Source organism: Pseudomonas sp. IT-P258, assembly GCF_949767825.1.
Taxonomy (GTDB): domain Bacteria; phylum Pseudomonadota; class Gammaproteobacteria; order Pseudomonadales; family Pseudomonadaceae; genus Aquipseudomonas; species Aquipseudomonas monachiensis.
In genome coordinates, this window is record NZ_CATKPU010000109.1 from 153,621 (window position 1) to 173,538 (window position 19,918).

General features: G+C 60.5%; 13 protein-coding genes. 8 read left to right on the top strand and 5 right to left on the bottom strand.

Translation table 11 applies throughout. The features are described from left to right. Nucleotides 1–18 precede the first annotated feature (18 nt). The 3 genes from ACM6G4_RS28115 to ACM6G4_RS28125 all read left to right on the top strand — a co-directional run bounded on the left by ACM6G4_RS28115 (nt 19) and on the right by ACM6G4_RS28125 (nt 6,895). The gene (locus ACM6G4_RS28115; RefSeq protein WP_056727559.1) at nt 19–1,599 is read left to right on the top strand and encodes an arylsulfatase; all 1,581 of its coding nucleotides are present in this window, start codon (nt 19–21) and stop codon (nt 1,597–1,599) included. A gap of 183 nt (nt 1,600–1,782) precedes the next feature. Next, nucleotides 1,783–4,296, top strand: coding sequence for a fused MFS/spermidine synthase (locus ACM6G4_RS28120; RefSeq protein WP_414915083.1), 2,514 nt, complete (start codon nt 1,783–1,785; stop codon nt 4,294–4,296). A 238-nt stretch (nt 4,297–4,534) separates the two neighbouring features. Next, nucleotides 4,535–6,895 carry a tetratricopeptide repeat protein gene (locus ACM6G4_RS28125; protein ID WP_414915084.1) on the top strand — a complete coding sequence of 787 codons (2,361 nt, stop codon included), beginning with the start codon at nt 4,535–4,537 and terminating at the stop codon, nt 6,893–6,895. 231 nt (nt 6,896–7,126) lie between these two features. Here the strand turns inward: ACM6G4_RS28125 and ACM6G4_RS28130 are convergent, their stop codons facing one another. The 4 genes from ACM6G4_RS28130 to ACM6G4_RS28145 form a co-directional block, all read right to left on the bottom strand. After that, nucleotides 7,127–7,621: a hypothetical protein gene (locus ACM6G4_RS28130; protein ID WP_223541479.1), complete on the bottom strand. Its 495-nt coding sequence runs from the start codon at nt 7,619–7,621 to the stop codon at nt 7,127–7,129. A 115-nt stretch (nt 7,622–7,736) separates the two neighbouring features. After that, nucleotides 7,737–8,258 carry a GNAT family N-acetyltransferase gene (locus tag ACM6G4_RS28135; RefSeq protein WP_414915085.1) on the bottom strand — a complete coding sequence of 174 codons (522 nt, stop codon included), beginning with the start codon at nt 8,256–8,258 and terminating at the stop codon, nt 7,737–7,739. A gap of 81 nt (nt 8,259–8,339) precedes the next feature. Next, nucleotides 8,340–9,320 carry a LysR family transcriptional regulator gene (locus ACM6G4_RS28140; protein WP_223541480.1) on the bottom strand — a complete coding sequence of 327 codons (981 nt, stop codon included), beginning with the start codon at nt 9,318–9,320 and terminating at the stop codon, nt 8,340–8,342. A 73-nt stretch (nt 9,321–9,393) separates the two neighbouring features. Continuing rightward, nucleotides 9,394–9,834, bottom strand: coding sequence for a carboxymuconolactone decarboxylase family protein (locus ACM6G4_RS28145; RefSeq protein WP_056727569.1), 441 nt, complete (start codon nt 9,832–9,834; stop codon nt 9,394–9,396). Between the two features lie 205 nt (nt 9,835–10,039). On the opposite strand from ACM6G4_RS28145, the gene ACM6G4_RS28150 reads away from it, so the two are divergent. The 3 genes from ACM6G4_RS28150 to ACM6G4_RS28160 all read left to right on the top strand — a co-directional run bounded on the left by ACM6G4_RS28150 (nt 10,040) and on the right by ACM6G4_RS28160 (nt 12,798). Next, nucleotides 10,040–11,473, top strand: a complete 1,434-nt coding sequence (locus ACM6G4_RS28150; RefSeq protein WP_056727570.1) for a PLP-dependent aminotransferase family protein — start codon at nt 10,040–10,042, stop codon at nt 11,471–11,473. Between the two features lie 123 nt (nt 11,474–11,596). After that, a complete protein-coding gene (locus tag ACM6G4_RS28155) occupies nt 11,597–11,890 on the top strand; it encodes a putative quinol monooxygenase (protein WP_046037161.1) in 294 nt (97 codons plus the stop codon). Between the two features lie 341 nt (nt 11,891–12,231). Further along, on the top strand, nt 12,232–12,798 hold the full coding sequence (locus ACM6G4_RS28160; protein WP_414915086.1) for a hypothetical protein: 567 nt from the start codon (nt 12,232–12,234) through the stop codon (nt 12,796–12,798). 115 nt (nt 12,799–12,913) lie between these two features. Here ACM6G4_RS28160 and ACM6G4_RS28165 read toward each other — a convergent pair whose 3' ends face one another. Then, on the bottom strand, nt 12,914–17,809 hold the full coding sequence (locus tag ACM6G4_RS28165; RefSeq protein WP_409079253.1) for an NAD-glutamate dehydrogenase: 4,896 nt from the start codon (nt 17,807–17,809) through the stop codon (nt 12,914–12,916). Nucleotides 17,810–18,315: 506 nt separating this feature from the next. On the opposite strand from ACM6G4_RS28165, the gene ACM6G4_RS28170 reads away from it, so the two are divergent. Both ACM6G4_RS28170 and ACM6G4_RS28175 read left to right on the top strand, forming a co-directional pair. Next, complete coding sequence (locus ACM6G4_RS28170) at nt 18,316–18,669, top strand: hypothetical protein (RefSeq protein ID WP_414915087.1); 354 nt, start codon at nt 18,316–18,318, stop codon at nt 18,667–18,669. Nucleotides 18,670–18,956: 287 nt separating this feature from the next. Continuing rightward, the gene (locus tag ACM6G4_RS28175) at nt 18,957–19,916 is read left to right on the top strand and encodes an AAA family ATPase (protein WP_008049510.1); all 960 of its coding nucleotides are present in this window, start codon (nt 18,957–18,959) and stop codon (nt 19,914–19,916) included. Nucleotides 19,917–19,918 lie beyond the last annotated feature (2 nt).

Sequence of the window (19,918 nt, forward strand, 5' to 3'; positions counted from 1 at the left end):
GCATAAGGAGCCAGTCAGATGACTCGCATACGTAAGTGGATACCGAAACTCGCCCTGGTGGCGACAACGGTCATGGCCTTTTCGGCAACCGTCGGGGCCGCTGAGAAGCCCAACATTCTGGTGATCTTCGGCGATGATATCGGCCAGACCAATATCAGCGCCTATTCGATGGGCGTGGTCGGCTACAAGACCCCAAACATCGACCGGATTGCCAAAGAAGGCATGATGTTCACCGACTACTATGCGGAGAACAGTTGCACCGCCGGCCGATCGACATTCATCACCGGACAGTCGGCGCTACGTACCGGGCTGTCGAAAGTCGGGATGCCGGGTGCCCCGGTCGGCCTGCAAAAACGCGACATCACCATTGCCCAGGCGCTGAAGTCCCAGGGCTATGCGACCGGTCAGTTCGGCAAGAACCACTTGGGCGACAAGGATGAATACCTGCCGACCAACCACGGTTTCGACGAATTCTTCGGCAACCTGTATCACCTCAACGCCGAAGAAGAACCCGAGCGTCCGTACTGGCCCAAGGACGACCCCGCATTCGTCAAGGCCTACTCGCCGCGCGGCGTGATCCACAGCTTTGCCGATGGCAAGATCGAAGACACCGGCCCGCTGAACACCAAGCGCATGGAAACCATCGACGACGAAACCACCGCCGCGGCGCAAGCGTTCATCGAGAAGCAGGCCAAGGCGGACAAGCCGTTCTTCGTCTGGATGAACACCACCCGCATGCACTTGTTCACCCACGTGCGCGAGTCGATGAAGGGCCAGAGCGGCATGCCCGGCAACGATTACGCCGACGGCATGATCGAGCACGACGGCGACGTCGGCAAACTGCTGAAAACCCTCGATGACCTGAAAATCACCGACAACACCATCGTCGTCTACACCACCGACAACGGCCCGAACCAGTTCTCCTGGCCGGACGCGGCAACCACGCCGTTCCGTAACGAGAAGAACTCCAACTGGGAAGGCGCCTACCGGGTACCGGCGATTGTGCGTTGGCCGGGCAAGATCAAGCCGGGCGAAGTGTCCAACGAGATGTTCTCGGGCATGGACTGGTTCCCGACCTTGCTGGCCGCCGCTGGCGATGCCGACGTGAAAACCAAGCTGCTCAAGGGTTGGGCACCGACTTCCGGCGGCACCAACTTCAAGGTGCATCTGGACGGTTACAACCAGTTGCCCTACCTGACCGGCCAGGCGCCCAAGGGTGAGCGCAAGGAGTTTTACTACTTCAACGATGACGGCGTGCTGGTGTCGATGCGTTTCGACAACTGGAAAGCCGTGTTCTGCGAACAGCGCGCACCCGGCGGCTTCAAGGTCTGGAGCGAACCCTTCGTATGCTTGCGCGTACCAAAGATCTTCAACCTGCGTATGGACCCGTATGAACGTGCCGACGTGGTGTCCGATCAGTATTACGACTGGCAAACCAAGAACGTCTACCTGGCGGCTGTAGCCGTCGAAAAATCGGCGACGTTCCTGCAGACCTTCATCGAGTATCCACCTAGCCAGAGACCGGCCAGCTTCAGCATCGACCAGATCCGTGCTGCGGTAGACGCCAAAATCGCTGAAAAAATGAAAGCTGCACAGTAAGACCGCTGGACCGCCGCTCGCCTTCATTGGCGAGCGGACTTATTTTCGATCTGGGACCGCATCGACTTCATTCGCGAGCAGGCTCGCTCCCACAGGGGCTGCATTGCAAATGTGGGAGCGGGCCTGCTCGCGAAGGGCCGGTGCGGTCACAGGCTATTTCGAATTGGAACAAGGCAATCCGCAATGACCTCACGTGTCGCCAGCAAGTCGTCGGCCATACCTGCCCCTCAAGTCGCCTCCCCGGCGCTGTTGATCCCCGCCCTGTTGCTGTTTGTCTCCGGCGCCGCCGCGCTGGTGTACCAGGTGCTGTGGATCAAGCAGCTGTCGCTGGTGGTGGGCGTCGAGGTCTATGCCATCACCACCGGGATCAGCGCTTTTTTTGCCGGGCTGGCCCTGGGCGGCTTGCTGTTCGGCCGCTGGGCGGACCGGATGCAGCAACCGGTTGTGCTCTACGCCGGGCTGGAAGTGCTGGTGGCGGTGCTCGGTGTCTCTGCGACCTTTGCCATGAGCCTGGCGGCCAGCCCGTTTGCCTGGCTGGAAGCACACTTGGGTTTGCTGGCCTGGGTGCTGCCGTTCGCGCTGGTGGGCATTCCTGCGCTGCTGATGGGCGGCACCCTGCCGGTGCTGGTTCGCTCCCTGGCCACTGAACCGCAACACCTGGGCAAGGCCGGCGGACAACTGTATGCGGCGAACACCGCCGGGGCCATCGCCGGTACCCTGCTCGCCGCGTTCGTGCTGATTGCCACCCTTGGTGTGCGCGGCAGCGCACTGGCCGCCGCCATGCTGAACCTGCTGGCCGCCGCAGGGGCTTTGTGGTTCCAGCGCCAGCGCGTGGCCCCCGTCGATGCCCCGGTGAAACATCACAGTGAAAAAGCCCCCGACCGCCTGGCCCTGTGGCTGTATTCCATTGCCGGCGGTGTGGCCCTGGGCTACGAAGTGGTGTGGTCGCAATCGATCGTGCAATTCATGAGCACCCGCACCTATGCCTTTGCCGTGGTGCTGGCGACCTACCTCGCCGGCTTGTTCCTGGGCAGCATGCTGCTGGCCCGTCGGGTCGATCGCCTGCGCGATCCTTGGGGGGTGTTCGGTCTGCTGATTGCCGCAGCCGGCGCGATTGCCTTGCTGGAAGTAGCGTTGCTCGGACGTTGGCTGGTGATTGCACAAACCCTGGCGGAAAGCTGGGTATTGTCACTGGGCGGCAGTGAACTGGCGGGCATGAGCACGCGCTTTGCCGTGGCTGCCTTGAGCATCGTGTTTGTACCGACCCTGTTGCTGGGCGCGGCGTTCCCGTTGGCCCTGCGCTTGAGCGTCGGCGGCGAACAGGTGGGGCGTAATGTCGGCGAAGTCGTCGCGTTCAATACCCTTGGCGGGATTGTCGGCGTGATGCTCTGCGGCTTTGTCCTGATCCCGATGCTGGGTCTGGTGCGAACCCTGGGACTGCTGGCGATGGTCGCCGCCGCTATCGCCTGCCTCGCCGTGCGCAAGGGCCATGGCGTGAAAAAAGGCAGGCGTCAGGCGGTGGTTGCCATTGGCCTGGTGTCGCTGGCACTTGCCGTGTTCACGCCGGTCAACAAGCTCGCAAGCCTGCTGCCGGGGGCGCGCAATGGCACGCTGACGTTCTACGAAGAAGGCCGTGGCGGCACCGTCGCCGTGGTCACCCAGGGCAAGGGCGAAAGAGCGTTCCAGCGTTTGTACATCCAGGGCGTGTCCAATACCGGCGACACCATGCCGTCCCTGCGCTACATGCGGATCCAGGCGCTGCTGCCCCTGTTGATCCACAACGGTGAGCCGCGCTCGGCACTGGTGATCGGTTTCGGTACCGGCATCACCGCGGGCGCCCTGACCCGCTACCCCGGCCTGGAACATCGCGTGGTCGCCGAACTGCTGCCTTCGGTGGTCAAGGCGGCCCCCTTGTTCAAGGGCAATTTCAATGCCGCGGCCGATCCGGGGGTCGATGTGCGCTTGCGTGACGGTCGCCAGGAACTGCTGCGCAATCCGCAGCACTACGACCTGATCACCCTCGAGCCGCCACCCCCTTCCGCTGCCGGCGTGGTCAACCTGTACTCCCGGGACTTCTACCAACTGGCCGCCAGCCGTTTGCACAAACAAGGCCTGGTTGCCCAATGGCTGCCGCTGCCAACGCAGAACATCGACGACTCGCGCTCACTGGTGCGCAGCTTCCTCGACGTGTTCCCGTACGCGACCCTGTGGACCAGCGAATTCCACGAGATGCTGCTGGTGGGTTCGATGGAGCCGATTGAACTGGATGCGGCGAAGATCAGCGCACGCTTCCAGCAGGACAGCGTTCGCAGCGCCTTGCAGGATGTCGGCGTCGGCTCGGCCGCGGCGTTGCTTGCCACCTGGGTGACTGACCGCGCGGGGCTGGAACGCTTCGCTGGCGATGCGCAACCGGTGACGGACGATCAGCCGAAGATTGAATATGCGCCCTGGGTTCGCTCGAAAGAGATCAGCCGCGTATTGCCCGCCCTGCTCGACTTGCACCAGCCGCCAGCCGTGTTGAACGCCGACGCCGGGTTCATCGAGCGCATGAACACCCAGCAACAACGCCTGATGCAGTTCTATCGGGCGAGCCTGCATGCCTACAACGGAAATCGTGACGCCTGGGCCCGGGAGATGCGCGAGGTGATGCGCGGGGATTCCGGGAATCCGTATTACCGGTGGTTTGTCGGGGAGTGATGTGGCGCCTTGGCGGCCGCCTTCGCGAGCAAGCCCGCTCCCACAAGGTGTTGTGTCGTACTCAATTGCTGTGAACAACACCAAACCCTGTGGGAGCGGGCTTGCTCCGGGCGGCGTTCCGACGAAGAGGCCATCAGCCTCGAAACAATGTCATTTGACACACACCGGCCATCCGGCAAAGCTGCACCCAGCCTGAACGCGCCCTGACGGCAATCGCACCTGGACCATGGAAGTCGTAATGCCGAACCATAAAAATAAAGCTGCAACCCCAAACCCTGATTCGCAACCGACCCTGATCAACCGTTACCTGTTCCCTGTCACCATCGGCATCCTGCTGCTGGCTGTGGCGGGTATTGGCTGGTTTTTGCTGGACAACTCACCGACGCAGCTCAAGCCAGTCCCGGTCAGCGCCCCTGCCGTGCAACCGGCCAAACCGCAACCGGTCGCCGTCGCACCTGCGAAAATGGTCGACGAGCAACAATGCCAGGGCTGCCACGGCGAGCAGGTCAAGGACTGGCAAGGCTCCCATCACCAACTGGCGATGCAGCAAGCCAACGCGGACACTCTGCTCGGCGACTTCAACAACGTCACCTTCAAGGCCGAAAAGGAGACCACGGTGTTCTCGCGCAAAGGCGACGAATTCTGGGTCAACACGCCGGGTATCGATGGCAAGAATGCCGATTTCAAGGTGGCCTATACCTTTGGCATCGCCCCCTTGCAACAATACCTGATCGAGGTCGGCGAAGGCCGCTTGCAGGCCCTCGCCGTGGCCTGGGATACCGAGAAGCACCGCTGGTTCCACCTCTATCCGGGCCAGGGCGTGACCTTCAAGAACCCGCTGCACTGGAGTAAACCGAGCCAGAACGCCAACTTCATGTGCGTCGAGTGCCACACCACCGGTTACAAGCGCAATTTCGATGCGGCGACAAACACCTTCGACAGCCACTGGAACAGCCTCGGCGTCGGCTGCCAGGCTTGCCATGGCCCGGCGTCCAGTCACCTGGAATGGACCGCGAAGAAAACCGACCTGATCCATGCCGGGTTTGCCGTCGATCTCAAGGACAAGAACGCCACCGTCGAAAACGAAACCTGCGCCCGCTGCCACTCGCGCCGCGCGCCCCTGGACGATGGCTACACGGTCGGCAAGCGGTTGATGGACGACTACCTGCCGAGCGTCCTGACCCGCGAGTTGTACGCGCTGGACGGCAAGATCAAGGATGAAGTGTTCGAACACGGCTCCTTTGCCCAGAGCAAAATGTTCGATAAGGGCGTGCGTTGCAGCAACTGCCACAACCCCCACAGCACGCAGTTGAAAGCGCCTGGCAACGGTGTGTGCCTGCAATGCCACAACACCGCCGGCAACACCACTGTGGAGGGTGTCGATGGCAAGGGCCTGCAAGCAAAAAACTACGATTCCATCGAACACACTCGCCACACCATGGGCCAGCCGGGTTCGCAGTGCGTGGATTGCCACATGCCCGGCAAGTTCTACATGGGCAACGACTTCCGACATGACCACAGCTTCAGCATCCCCAACCCCGAACGGGCGAAAAAACTGGGGACGCCTGACGCCTGCCTGACCTGCCACCAAGGCAAGGCCGGCGACAAGGTCACCGAGCAGTTCAAGCTGTGGAACACCGCCAACGCCAGCGCGGTACAGGCCCCTCGCTACGACGAAAGCCTGTGGCTGATTCGCAACGGTCAGGCCGGCGCTGCCGAGGCCTTGTTCGAGCAATTGCAACGCAGCAACCTGCCGGCGATCCAGCGCGCGACACTGCTGGCCGAACTGCCGGCGTACCCCAGCGAACAGGCGTTGAAACTGGCCACCAAGGACCTGGGTAATCCGGCGCCGCAAGTCCGCGAGAGCGCGGTGCGAGCGATCAGCGCGTTCCTGCCGCCAGCAGAGCGTGCGCCATTGCTGACCCCGTTGTTGAGCGACCCGGTGCGGGCCGTGCGCATCGCCGTCGCCCGGGACCTGCTCAGCGTGGCACGCAATGGCCTGGGCAGCGCCCAGGACAGCTGGAATGCCGCCATTGCCGAATACGAGGCGGTGCAAAAGAACCTGGCCGAGCGTGCAGAGGCCAACCTGAACCTGGCCATGCTCTATCAGGCCGATGGCCGCAGCGCCGAAGTCGAAGCTTTGCTGCGTACAGCCCTGCGGCGCGATCCGGACTTCTACCCGGCGCTGGTCACCCTGGTGCAGTGGCTGGAGGCCAACGGTCGCAGCCAGGAAGCCCATGCCCTGCTGGCGCAAAGCCTCAAGGACCACCCCGACTCAGGCCTGCTGCAACACACCCAGGGCCTGGCGCTGATTCGTGCGGGCCAGGCCGCCCAGGCCATGCCGTACCTGCGCAAGGCCGCGCAACTGGAACCACAGAGCGGACAATTCGGCTATGTGCTGGCGGTGGCCCTGCATGACAGCGGCAAGATTGACCAGGCGTGCGCAGAACTGGAACGGCTGTTGAAAGAACAACCGTCCAACCGCAATGCCCGCTTGTCGTTGATCCAGTACTACCTGGACAACGGCCAGGAGCCAAAGGCGCAGGTGCTGTTGCAGGGCTGGAAGAAAATGAACATGGGGGATCCGGCGTTGAAATGAAACCGGGCTGAAAGCGCTGTCTGATCAGTGCTTTCTATCGGCAACACTGACGTCTTCGCGGGCAAGCCCGCTCCCACAGGTTCGGTGTCGACCACAACATTTGGGTACGACACAAACCCTGTGGGAGCGAGCTTGCTCGCGATGAGGCCGGTCCATTCAGCATCAATATCGCCTGACTCTCCGCCATCGCAGGCAAGCCAGCTACAGGGTCATGTGTCGTTGATCAAAGGCTCAACCGCGATCCCGGGGAATCAAACCCTGCAACTGCTGCGCCAGAAAGTTCGCATCGAAGGGAAACACATCCGGGTCCTTCAAACCGTTGGTCTTGCGCCATTGCCAGCTATTGGAAGGTGGCTGGCAAACCAGCGAGACACTGCCGAAACGCGCAGCGGTCAAACCCATCACCGCCAATGAAATCTGCCCCCCCGCCCCCATCACTTCCGGGACAAACTCCACTGCTCTGCCAGCAATCACAATGGACAGCTTCTCGGTCTTGAATGTCGATGTCTCGACAGGAACGCTAGGGCCCGAGGCGACATAGGCTTCGCGGCTCACCTCCAGCAGGTGCGGCGCCTGCACCGGCTCCAGCCATTGCCCGATCTGATCGAACAGCTCACCAATACGCGCAGCCCAATCCGCGGACTGGGACTCGAACAGTTGTTTCTTGTGCGCTTCGCTTTCTGCGTAGTGGCGCAGCATTTCACCCAGTTGCTGTACATCGTCCATTGCGGTGTTCCTTTGGTTGCAGCGGTACTACGGATATTGAGCATGGCAGAAGCGTGAAGCCGGTGTGCGACTAACAGCCAGGAGGTACGTCTGGGGTTTGCCCTGGGCGACTGATTCAACCGGCCTTGGGCGTGCGACGCAGGCGCGCCATGCTCAAGGTGTCCACAAATACGCCGTCGCGCACGGCGTAATCACGGAACAGACCCTCGGTTTCGAAGCCGAACTTGCGGTACAGGGCAATGGCCGCTTCGTTGTCGGCATACACCGACAGTTCGACACGCTGCAGATTCATCCAGTTGTCGGCGATATCCAGCGCAGTCACGAGCAGCTTCGACCCTACGCCCTTGCCCTGCCACGCCACCGCAACACCCATGCCGAAACTGCCGGCATGGCTGCGACGAATGCGTGAGAACTGCTCCAGGCCAATGTTGCCGATGACCGTCCCTTGATGCAAAGCCACCACTTTCACCAGGCGTTCGTTATCCAGCGCCAGGCGACTGCGCCAGAGTTCGGTGGACTGAAACGGCATCTGCAGGGTTTGACGGGCGATTGCCGGATCGTTGTACAGCGCCGTGATGCCTTCGATATGGGATTCGTTGAAACGTTCGAGGGTGATGACAGGTTCGGTGGTTGGCATGGTGAATCATCCTTGAAGCAGACATGGCCGTTCACTCTATAACGCTACCTTCGGCTGTGGCGAGAACCAATGTGGGAGCGCTCAGCTTTGGAACCACTCCCGGCGCTCGTTGAAGGTGTTTTCGATCAATTCGACGATCATCCGCACCTGCGCGTCGCCCCCGGAATGGGCGTTGACCGCCATCCACACCTGACGCCGCATCGGCTGGTCGAACAGGCCCGGCAAGGCAATCAGCCCGCGGTCGAAGTGGCTCATGTAGTGCGGCAGCAGGCCGATGCAGGCACTGCAACGAATCATCTCCAGCATCAGTTCCCAGGATTGCAAGTGCACCGACCCGGCCAAGCGCTGATCCACCAGTGCATTCCATGGCCTGAAGCTTTGAACCTGGCTGTCCTGCCGCCATTGCACCAGGAGAAAATCGGCCAGGTCATCCAGGCATTCCGGCCTGGATGCAACCCGGCAATAGCGCTTGGCAATGTGCGGCAGGTAATCGAGTTCTGCCAGGCGCCGGGGTTCGGTGATGGCAAAGCTCGGCCCCGGTAACGGCGATCCGCTCTCGCCCAGCCACACCACCACGTCGGCGCTGACCGCCTGCAAGGCCAACTCGCTGTCGAGGGTCATGATGTCCAGCCGCACACTGGCGTTGCGCCGCAGCAGTGCAACCAGGTCACGACCAAGAATGTCATGCAGTATCGAATCCGCCACCGCCAGGCGAATCAACGGCTGCTCGATCACCGGCAAATCGCGCTCATGGGCCAGGGCGATCAATTGTGCGTGCAAGCGCAAGCCATCGCGGCTGAGGCTGAAACCATTGCCGGAATGGCTGAACAGCGAACACTGCAGCTGCGATTCCAGCAGCACCAGTTGCCTGCGCAGGCGGGTGGCCTTGATATTGAGACTGCGGGCGGCCTGCATGAAGCAACCGCAACGGGCACTGACGGTGAAACACAGCGCCAGTTCCGGGTCGATACCCGCTGCCAGCTGGCGCCAGGACGCGTTTTTATCAATGGCTACGCGATACTCGGCAGCTCCCTGGCGGGCGCTGGTTTGCATGAATGACATCGAGGACTCCCTGTCGATCTGACACTGACAATTGCATCCTGCGGATCCTTCATGAACCTGCTGTGACAATGACTCAGGCGCTGGGTGTCTGCCGGAAGCTCACGGCCAGGCGATTCCAGCTGTTGATGGTGGTAACGGCGATGGTCAGGTCGACCATTTCGCTTTCACTGAACTGCTCCCGGGTCTGGGCATAGACATCGTCCGGCACATGGCTTTCGCAGAGCAAGGTGACCGCCTCGGTCCAGGCGAGCGCGGCTCTTTCCCGGGGATTGAAAAAGTTGCTGTCGCGCCAGACCACAAGGGAATACAGACGCCGGTCGCTTTCGCCCAGGCGCCGTGCATCCACCGAGTGCATATCGGTGCAAAAGGCACAGCCATTGAGCTGCGAAGCACGAATCTTGATCAGGTGCAGCAGCGCCTGCTCAATGCTCAGGCTGCTGCTCAAGGCCTCCATGGCAATCATGGCTTTCATCGCCTTGGGGGACGCGCTGTAGTAATCCAGTCGGGGGGTCATGGAGCGATCTCGTGCAACCCTGAAGTGATCTTCACGGTAGTCGCTGGCGCACAGGCATGACAGATCCAATCAGGCGATTTTCCCGGGGACCACCGCCGCCAGGCCAATCGACGGTTTTTCCACTGCGCAACTTCTGTACCACAAGCGGATAGGGGTAATCTTGCGCGACGCACACGCGCCTCAACAGCCCCGGAGCCTCGCCGGTATGGAACTACATGTTGTCATCAACGGCCGCAAGGACCTGGCCGGCCAGCTGTACAACCAACTGCGCAGCGCCATCGAGTCCGGTCGCCTGACTGCCGGGACGCAACTGCCGCCCAGCCGTTTGCTGGCCGAACAACTGGGTATTTCGCGCAAGACCATTTCCGATACCTACGCCCAGCTGACCTACGAAAACTTCCTCACCGGGGTGGTCGGCAAAGGCACCTACGTCAACGCACGCTCGTCCAAGGTGCAGCGTAAACGGAGCCACACCGAGCTTGGCGGCTTCGAGGTGATCGAGTCCTGGCGCAACCTGCCGGTGTTTCTGCGTCATCCGACCCTGGAAGGCTCGCTGCGCTACGACTTCATTGGTGGCGCCACCAGCAAGGGCCAGTTCCCCCAGGATGACTGGCGGCGCTGCACCGCTCACGCACTGCGCCAGATTGCCGGCTCCAAGGGCTTGTACAGCTTGCCCGAGGGCTTGCCGGCGCTGCGTAACGCCATTGCGCAGCACATTGCGTTCTCCCGCGGGGTCAATTGTCAGGATGAGGATGTGGTGGTGTGCAACGGCGCGCAGCAGGCGCTGGACCTGATTGCCCGGGTGCTGATCAGTCCGGGCAGCCTGGTCGCCATGGAGGACCCCGGCTACCCGCCGGCGCGCCTGCTGTTCGGCACCCACGGCGCTACGGTGATTGGTGTGCCGGTGGACGCCGAAGGCATTGTGGTGGACCGGATTCCTCGCGGCACGCGCCTGATCCATGTCACCCCGTCGCACCAGTTCCCGCTGGGCATGCCCATGAGCCAGGCGCGCAGGGAAGCGCTGCTGGCCAAGGCCCATGAGTTGGGCGCGATCATCATCGAGGACGATTACGACAGCGAGTTCCGCTATGAAGGCCGCCCCACCGATTCCCTGCAGAGCATGGATGAACGGGGGATCGTCGCGTACGTCGGGACATTCTCCAAAACCCTGTTGCCGGAACTGCGGCTCGGTTATGCCATCCTGCCGCCAGCGATCCTCGAGGCGGTGGTGCGCGCCAAACAGCTCACCGACCTGCACACCTCGACCCTGCCGCAATGGGCGCTGGCCAAGTTCATCGCCGAAGGCTGCCTGCTCAAGCACATCCGGCGCTGCCATACGGTCTATGCCGGACGCCGCGAGCGGATCCTGACGCGTATGGCGGGCGATCTTTCGCCCTGGCTGGAGGCGGTGCCGTCCACCGCCGGATTCCACATGGTGGTGATGTGCAAAGTGCCGATGGATATTGCATTGGTGATCGAACTGGCGAAAAAAGTCGAAGTCGGGCTCTATGCCATCGACAGCTTTTTCTATCAGCAAGCCCCAAGGGCCGGGCTTTTCTTCGGTTTTGGCGCCATCGAAACCCTCGACATCGACATCGCCCTGGACCGTTTGCGCGACATCCTGCAGCAGGTGGCCTGACGGATTGGCATGCGGTTTTATCCGGCGATTGGCTATTGGCGGTCCCGGGGGCCCGGCCTATCCTGCATAGGCGTTATCCCTCAATGAGCAGGATTCGTCCGGCCTGATTCAGGAGTGTGAGCAATGTCCCATGAAGTGATCAATACCGTACAGGTGCAGGCCGCCGCCGGCCGCTCGGATGAACTGGGCAAGCAATTGCAGAAGATTGTCGAAACCCTGCGTGAATTGCCCGGCTGCGAATCCTATATGGTCGACCGCTGCCCCGAGGACACCAATCGCTGGACCGTCAGCGCCCACTGGCAATCCGAAGCGGCCATGCGATCGCATTTCAATTGCCCGGAAGTCCAGGGCTTCATCAGCCTGATCGATAGCCAACTGGCCAATGCCGTGGACTTCAACAGTTTTCCGATCGTTTAATCATTTCCTGTGGTGAGGGCGCTTGCTCCCTCACCATCATTTTTTCTCCGTTGACTGATGGCTGAACGTACGGCTATAAATAAAACGGCTCGAATCGCGAATTCGGGCCTTTTTAATTTCCCGACGTAATTAACCGCAAACTCTTAAACCAAACAAAACTGTTGACCGCTAAAAAATTCGGACATCAGCCATTTAAATAAAGATTGCACAACACACAAGCCGGACAACCGGACTCTACTGCGAAACCACAAGAAACAATTACCAACCACGCCACAAATGCAACTGGCATTATTCTGGGCACCCGTACAGGGGAACACCACACCTTAAATAATGGACTATTTATGAACAAGAACGAAGAACGATCATTTACAGCCCGCGTATCCTGCAACGGCGACACCATTACTTTTCTCCAGGAAGTTCTGCGTAGTAACTTCCTCGAAGATGCAGCCGTGCCGAAAAATATTCTCACGGTTCAACGTGACTATTCACCAAAAATCACGAAAGCGTACAACCCTATAACAAAAAGAATGGAAAACCTTGGTTTTTCTTTTGGAAATATAGACCCCTTAGTTGTGCACTTCTGGTGTTATGACGACTATTACAACATGCAAGTCCTCAGCACCCCCTATAGCTACATGTATGTCAGCAAGAACGACGAAGGCTGTCTGGGTGCTTTTCCAGCCGCCGGAGGGGATACTACATCATTCAACTTGCTGGATGCCGACCACAACATCATCACACTGGATGATTTGAGCACTGACACGCCAACGGTCTACTTGAAAGCACGCAATGCGAGAATAATCAGAAAATCAATACATGAACATCCAGAACGCCATTCCTTTTTCCACGATCGTGTGGGCGATATTGTGAAATTCAATTTAACCATACTGAAAAGGCATGCGTTCTAAACTAAGCTCGCGACACTTATCCTTGACGCATCGATTTATATTTAAGCCAATCACAAGCTCTTGAATAAAAAAAACCCCGCATCTTTCAATGCGGGGTTTTTCATTCAACGCCTGATCAGGCAGCCGGTTCCAGCTCGACGGCGACAGCGGCAGGCACTACCGCTTGACCGCTCAATGCCAGGTCCAGCAGTTCGCGGTTGGCCACCGCGTACATGGCGTAGTCAGTGCCGCTGGCGGCACGGATTTCCACCAGCATGGCACGCCAGCGCTCGATCATGCTCTCGTTCTGAGCCATCCACAGGGAGAGCCGTGCTTCCACGTCCTGGGTGCCGTCGCCCTGTTGCAGGACCGAGATGGTGATCGCACGTTGCTGCCAGTCGACATCATCGCGGAACGCTTCACGGGCCAGGGCCTGCCAGTTGTTTTCAACCGGCAGAGCGCTGATCTGCGCCAGGTACCAGGTGATGTCCAGCGCGCTGCCCACGGCGAAGTACGCCTTGGCTACGTCCGCCGGGTCCTGGCCGGTCACGTCGGAGGCCTCGATGATCGGCAACAGGGTGTACAGGTGCGAGGTGCCAGCCACCATGCGCGCCAACAGCTCCGGCACACCGGCTTCGACGTAGGCCTGATAACGCGCCTGCCAGGTTTCGCGGATCGGGCCGATCAGCAGTTCGTCGAGCTTGAGGCCCAACTCCTTCAGATGCGGACCGAAGTGCGCGACGTCACGGGCAGCGTTCTGCTCGTTGCGACGGGCACGCAGGAACCAGCGCGTAGCGCGACGGCCCAAACGCATCAGCTCGTCCATCAGCTCCAGTTGCACGTCGGCGGAGACCTGGTAGTCCAGGGCTTCGATCTGACGGAACCAGTGCGGGAGATGGAAAATGTCACGCACGATCACATAAGCGCCAGCCACGTTCGCCGGGCTCATGCCGGTCGACTCTTTGAGTCGTTGAACGAAGGTGATGCCCATATGGTTGACCAGATCGTTGGCGATCTGGGTGCTGACGATTTCACGCTTCAGGCGGTGACGACGCATCGCCGAGGAGAACTTGCTCACCAGGGTCGGCGGGAAAGCGGTTTCCATGTCGCGGGTCAGGTAGTCGTCGTCCGGCACCAGGGAGCCCAGCAACTGCTCCTTGAGGTCGATCTTGCTGTACGAGATCAGCACCGACAGCTCGGCACGGGTCAGGCCATGGCCTTCGGCGATGCGCTCGTTGATTGCATCTTCGGCCGGCAGGAACTCGATGGCGCGATCCAGCTTGCCACGGCCTTCCAGGTCATTCATCAGGCGCTTGTACTCGGCAATCCGCGGCAAGGCGCGACGGGCTGCCAGGGACAGGGCCTGAGTCTGCTTGTAGTTGTTACCCAGCACCAGACCACCGACTTCGTCGGTCATGCTCGCCAGCAACTCATTACGCTGCTTGTCGGTCATGTCGCCGGCCTGAACCACTTCGTTCAGCAGGATCTTGATGTTCACTTCGTGGTCGGAGCAATCCACGCCACCGGCGTTATCGATGAAGTCGGTGTTGGAACCGCCGCCATTGAGGCCGAACTCGACGCGACCCAGTTGGGTCATGCCCAGGTTACCGCCCTCGCCCACGACTTTGCAGCGCAGTTCGTTGCCGTTCACGCGCAGTGCATCGTTGGCCTTGTCGCCGACATCGGCGTGGCTTTCGCTGCTGGCTTTCACGTAAGTACCGATACCGCCGTTCCACAGCAGATCCACCGGCGCCTTGAGCAAGGCGTTCAGCAGTTCGGTCGGGGTCAGCTTGTCGGCCTGGATGTCGAAGCGTTCCTGCATTTGCGGGGAAATCGCAATGCTCTTGGCGCTACGGGAGAAGATGCCGCCACCTTCGGACATGAGGCTGGTGTCGTAGTCCGACCAGGCCGAACGCGGCAGGTCGAACAGACGCTGACGCTCGGCGAAGCTCGACGCCGGCTCCGGGTTCGGATCGATGAAGATGTGCAGGTGGTTGAAGGCCGCGACCAGTTGCAGCTTGTCGGACATCAGCAAGCCGTTGCCGAACACGTCACCGGCCATATCGCCGACGCCCACAACAGTGATGTTGTCTTCCTGGACATTGATGCCGCGCTCGCGGAAGTGACGCTGTACGCCGACCCACGCGCCCTTGGCGGTGATGCCCATCTTCTTGTGGTCGTAACCGGCCGAACCACCGGACGCAAACGCGTCACCGAGCCAGAAGCCGTAGTCGATGGCGATGCCGTTGGCGATGTCGGAGAAGGTCGCAGTACCTTTGTCCGCGGCCACTACCAGGTACGGGTCATCGTGGTCATGACGCACGACGTTGGCCGGCGGAACCAGCGCGCCGTCCTTCAGGTTGTCGGTGATGTCCAACAGGCCCGAAATGAAGATGCGGTAGCAGGCGATGCCCTCGGCCGCGATCTCGTCACGGCTGCCGCCCAGTGGCAGGCGACGCGGCAGGAAGCCGCCCTTCGCACCCACCGGCACGATCACCGAGTTCTTCACTTGCTGGGCTTTTACCAGGCCCAGGACTTCGGTACGGAAGTCTTCTTCACGGTCGGACCAGCGCAGGCCACCACGGGCCACGTTGCCGAAGCGCAGGTGCACGCCTTCGACGCGCGGCGAGTAAACGAAGATTTCGAACTTCGGTACAGGCTTCGGCAGTTCAGGGATCAAGTGCGGGTTGAACTTGAAGCTGAAGTACGACTTGTTATGGCCGTTGGCATCGGTCTGGTAGAAGTTGGTGCGCAGGGTGGCCTTGATCAGGTCCAGGTAGCGACGCAGGATGCGGTCTTCGTTCAGTACCTGGACGTCATCCAGGGCGCTGAGGATCGCGTGTTCCAGGCGTTGCTGCTTGTCATCCAGATCGTCGCCGGTCAGCTTGCGCGCCAGGTAGAAACGGGTCTTGAACAACCGGGTCAGCTCGCGAGCGATGTCGGTGTGGTTGTTCAGGGTGCTGGCGATGTAGCCCAGGTCGAAGCCCAGACGGATCTGCTTCATGTAGCGGGCGTAGGCACGCAGCAGTGCAACGTCGCGCCATGGCAGGCCGGCGGTCAGTACCAGACGGTTGAACGCGTCGTTCTCGGCTTCGCCACGCACGATGTGGACGAAGGCGTCCTGCAGGGTGTCGTTGAGTTGCTGGATGTCGAGTTCCAGGCCTTCGGCGGCGGTGAAGGCGAAATCGTGAATCCAGAACTCGCGGCCACTGTTGTGGCGCAGGCGGTACGGGAACTCACCCAGCACGCGCAGACCGAGGTTTTCCAGGATCGGCAGGACGTCGGACAGCGCCAGCGGAGTATCGGCGTGGTACAGCTTGCAGTGCAGCATGCGCTGGCCGGAGACCTGGCCCAGCGGCTGATAGAAGCTCATCACCAGCGGATTTTTTTCGTTGAGGCTCAGCAAGTGCTGCATGTCGACCACAGCCGAGTGGGCTGCGAAACGCTCGCGGTAACCGGCCGGGAAGCCTTTCGGGAAATCGGCCAGCACGTTGGTGCCGTGGGCTTCACCGAAGCTTTCAACGGTCAGGGCGGCATAGTCGTCCTGCCAGCTGCGGCAGGCCTGCACCACTTCTTTTTCCAGCAGCAGCGGGTCGATGTCGAGGCGGTTTTTCGGGTCGACGCGCAGGATCAACTGCACTCGGGCCAGCACGGACTCGGAGAAGAAGGTCCAGAACTCGCAGTCCGAGGCTTTCAGGCGATCCATCAGCACTTGCTGGATCTTCTGGCGCACTTCGGTGGAATAGATGTCACGCGGCACGTAGGCCAGGCAGTAGCAGAAACGGCCGTACGGGTCTTTGCGCAGGAACACGCGAATCTTGTTGCGTTCCTGGATCTGCACGATCGACATCACGGTGCTGAACAGTTCGTCCACCGGGGTCTGGAACAGATCGTCGCGCGGCAGCACTTCGAGCACCTGTGCCAGTTCCTTGCCCAGGTGAGCCTTGGCCTGGAAGCCGGAACGGTGTTCGATTTCCTCGACCTTGCGGCGGATGTACGGGATCACCCGCACGCTCTCGCCATACACCGACGAGGTGTACAGGCCCATGAAACGGCATTCCTTGATGACCTTGCCGTTGGCGTCGATCTCGCGGATCGACACGTAGTCCGGGTAAGCCGGACGGTGTACGCGGCTTGGGTGCGCGGCCTTGGCGAACGACAGCAGGGTCGGTTCGCGCAGGTAGTTCACGGCGTAGTCTTCGATGCGCAGGTCATCGTAGGTCAGGCCGGCACGCAGCAGCTTGGTCAGGCCGAGGAAGGAATCCTTGTCGTAGACGATATGGCCGCCATCGGCTTCATCGCTGACCACGAACTCTTCATAACCGAGGAAGGTGAAGTGGTTGCCCACCAGCCATTCCAGGAAGCTCTTGATTTCATTCTTCTCGTCGCCATCGACGGCGAACTGGCTGTTGTCCAGCTTGGTCAGGATGTCCTGGACCTTGGCCTTCATCGGCTCGAAATCGCCGACGGCCACGCGGACTTCACCGAGCACCTGCTCCAGCTCTTTGCTCAACACATTGAGCTCGGCGGTGTTGGCGCAGCGGTCGATTTCCAGGTACATCAACGATTCTTGCTGAATATCGTCGCCCTGGGTGCCTTTAGGCAGGATTTCCAGCAACTCGCCCTTGCTGCCACGACGCACGCTCAGCACGGTGGTTTGCAGGGTATGGATGCTGTAGCCGCGGCGGTTCAGCTCGGTACGCACCGAGTCCACCAGGAAAGGCAGGTCGTGGTGCAGCACTTCGACCGCGGTGTGGGTCGACTGCCAGCCGTGGCGTTCGTAATCGGGGTTGTAGACGCGCACTTGCGGCTGCGCGTGATCAAAGCGCTCAAGCAGGCGCCATGCAGAAAGGGTGCAGCCAGCGAGGTCGGACAACCGACGCTGGGTCAGCTCGTCAAGGGAAATGATGCCGAAGAATTGTTCAGCGAACAGCGCCACTTGTGGCAGTGCCTGTTCACTGATGTGCTGCGCCAGTGCCGCTTGCAGTTGGTGCTGGAAGTCGGCTTTGCTGGCTGCGGTGAAGAACGCCATCTGTGGTACTCCGCTTGGGCTTGTTATTGATGGAAGCGTCGCGTGCAAAGCCCCTGTTCGGGGCTACCCGTCACCCCGTTCCTGATTCTCGGGCAGAGGAAACAGGGTGACAGGTGGGTGAAGCTGGACGAGACACTCAGGTCACATTCACCTTCCGTGAATGGGCATCTGCAAAAACGACTGGGCTGCGTGCAGCGCAATGTCTTTACGGGTGCTCATCCGTTGCGCAGCTTAACCAGTGCGGCAAGGCCCGTGCTTGCGGTGCTGCGACATATTCGGTCAACGGTACGCAGCTCAAGGCATGCGCCTCGAACAACACTAGCATTCGCACAGAAAAATGGCGGTTTTCCGTCCGGTTTTACGGGACATCCGTACCAGAAATGACCAGCAACACTTTGCTCGGTCACGACACATCCCCCTGACACCCGGACGAGCAGAAATGTGCGCGGGCTGGCAGAATCGCCCTTTTGCTGCGTTAACCACGCCCGTCGAGCCAGGAATTTCCCATGAAAATGAAAACCGCCCTCTTGATCGTCAACCCTTGCGACGACGAAGAAGACAACATGGCCATGCTGTGCTGCCACAGCGAACAGGGCGAAATGTTCCTGATGAGCCGCTACCCGGATGAAGACGAGCTGGAAATCACCCTCGATGGCGAACCTTCGACCCTTGATGGCGTGAAAGTTACCCTGAGCCCTTCCCTGCTGAAGATCGAAATTGCAGCCGCCGATGCCGATGCGCTGAATGGGGATGATGTGCTGGAAATCACCTTCGACCCGGAGATGGTGGATTTGGCTGAAGTTGAGCTGACCTTGAAGAATATTCTTGATGGCACTGGCACCTATATCAGCCAACTCTAAATATCAGCGCACTTACTGACGCCTTCGCGAGCAAGCCCGCTCCCACATTTGATCGCATGCGTCAGTGACGACGCGGCTCTCTGTGGGAGCGGGCTTGCTCGCGAAGAGGCCCGAGAGAGCACCGCCACCTGCGACCCGAAGAAAATTCCTACAACTATTGCTAACCATTTCCCGCACTTTGCGCAAAATGCCGTTAGTCGGCGCCCCCCGCGATGGATTAAAGTAACGCCCCCAGCCCTGGCGTATTTCCTACGTCCTCGGCCACCCTTTTGCAGGAACAGTCATCGATGGAACATCGTGAAGCGCTGCTGGCGCTGCGAACCTTTCTTTCAACGCAGATTCTCGGCCAGGAAAAACTCATCGAGCGCTTGCTCATCGCCCTGCTCGCCGACGGCCACATGCTGGTCGAGGGTGCTCCTGGCCTGGCCAAGACCAAGGCCATCAAAGAACTTGCCGAAGGCATCGAAGCCCAGTTCCACCGCATTCAGTTCACTCCCGACCTGTTGCCGGCCGACATAACCGGTACAGAAATCTACCGCCCGGAAACCGGCAGCTTCGTGTTCCAGCAAGGTCCGATCTTCCACAACCTGGTACTGGCGGACGAAATCAACCGTGCCCCGGCCAAGGTCCAGTCGGCCTTGCTCGAAGCCATGGGCGAGCGGCAAGTCAGTGTCGGGCGCAGCACCTATGAGCTGTCGCCGCTGTTCCTGGTGATGGCCACGCAGAACCCGATCGAGCAGGAAGGCACCTACCCGCTGCCGGAAGCCCAGCTCGACCGCTTCCTGATGCACGTAAAGATCGGCTTCCCCGACGCGACGGTTGAACGCAAGATCCTGCAACAGGCCCGTGGCGAAGCGCTTAACGGCGAAGCGAAGCCTGAGCGCCGGGTGACTCAACAGACGATTTTTGTCGCGCGCAAGGAAATCCTCGGTCTGTACATGGCCGATGCCGTGGAGGAATACCTGGTACAACTGGTGATGGCCACCCGAACCCCGGCCAAGTTCGATCCGGAAATGGCCGAGTGGATCGCCTACGGCGCCAGCCCCCGCGGTTCGATTGCCCTGGACCGCTGCGCCCGCGCCCACGCCTGGCTGGCCGGGCGTGACTTCGTCAGCCCGGAAGACATCCAGGCCGTGCTGTTCGACGTGCTGCGCCATCGCATCATTCTGTCCTTTGAAGCCGAAGCCGCTGGCATCGATCAGGACCGGGTGGTCCAGCGGATTCTCGACGTCGTAGCCGTCGCTTGACC

What these genes read in the sequence shown, in the direction of transcription:
- ACM6G4_RS28175 (WP_008049510.1), top strand. Translation starts at nt 18,957, where the DNA reads ATGGAACATCGTGAAGCGCTGCTGGCGCTGCGAACCTTTCTTTCAACG.
- ACM6G4_RS28130 (WP_223541479.1), bottom strand. Translation starts at nt 7,621, where the DNA reads ATGGACGATGTACAGCAACTGGGTGAAATGCTGCGCCACTACGCAGAA.
- ACM6G4_RS28135 (WP_414915085.1), bottom strand. Translation starts at nt 8,258, where the DNA reads ATGCCAACCACCGAACCTGTCATCACCCTCGAACGTTTCAACGAATCC.
- ACM6G4_RS28150 (WP_056727570.1), top strand. Translation starts at nt 10,040, where the DNA reads ATGGAACTACATGTTGTCATCAACGGCCGCAAGGACCTGGCCGGCCAG.
- ACM6G4_RS28140 (WP_223541480.1), bottom strand. Translation starts at nt 9,320, where the DNA reads ATGTCATTCATGCAAACCAGCGCCCGCCAGGGAGCTGCCGAGTATCGC.
- ACM6G4_RS28145 (WP_056727569.1), bottom strand. Translation starts at nt 9,834, where the DNA reads ATGACCCCCCGACTGGATTACTACAGCGCGTCCCCCAAGGCGATGAAA.
- ACM6G4_RS28160 (WP_414915086.1), top strand. Translation starts at nt 12,232, where the DNA reads ATGAACAAGAACGAAGAACGATCATTTACAGCCCGCGTATCCTGCAAC.
- ACM6G4_RS28165 (WP_409079253.1), bottom strand. Translation starts at nt 17,809, where the DNA reads ATGGCGTTCTTCACCGCAGCCAGCAAAGCCGACTTCCAGCACCAACTG.
- ACM6G4_RS28170 (WP_414915087.1), top strand. Translation starts at nt 18,316, where the DNA reads ATGAAAATGAAAACCGCCCTCTTGATCGTCAACCCTTGCGACGACGAA.
- ACM6G4_RS28120 (WP_414915083.1), top strand. Translation starts at nt 1,783, where the DNA reads ATGACCTCACGTGTCGCCAGCAAGTCGTCGGCCATACCTGCCCCTCAA.
- ACM6G4_RS28155 (WP_046037161.1), top strand. Translation starts at nt 11,597, where the DNA reads ATGTCCCATGAAGTGATCAATACCGTACAGGTGCAGGCCGCCGCCGGC.
- ACM6G4_RS28125 (WP_414915084.1), top strand. Translation starts at nt 4,535, where the DNA reads ATGCCGAACCATAAAAATAAAGCTGCAACCCCAAACCCTGATTCGCAA.
- ACM6G4_RS28115 (WP_056727559.1), top strand. Translation starts at nt 19, where the DNA reads ATGACTCGCATACGTAAGTGGATACCGAAACTCGCCCTGGTGGCGACA.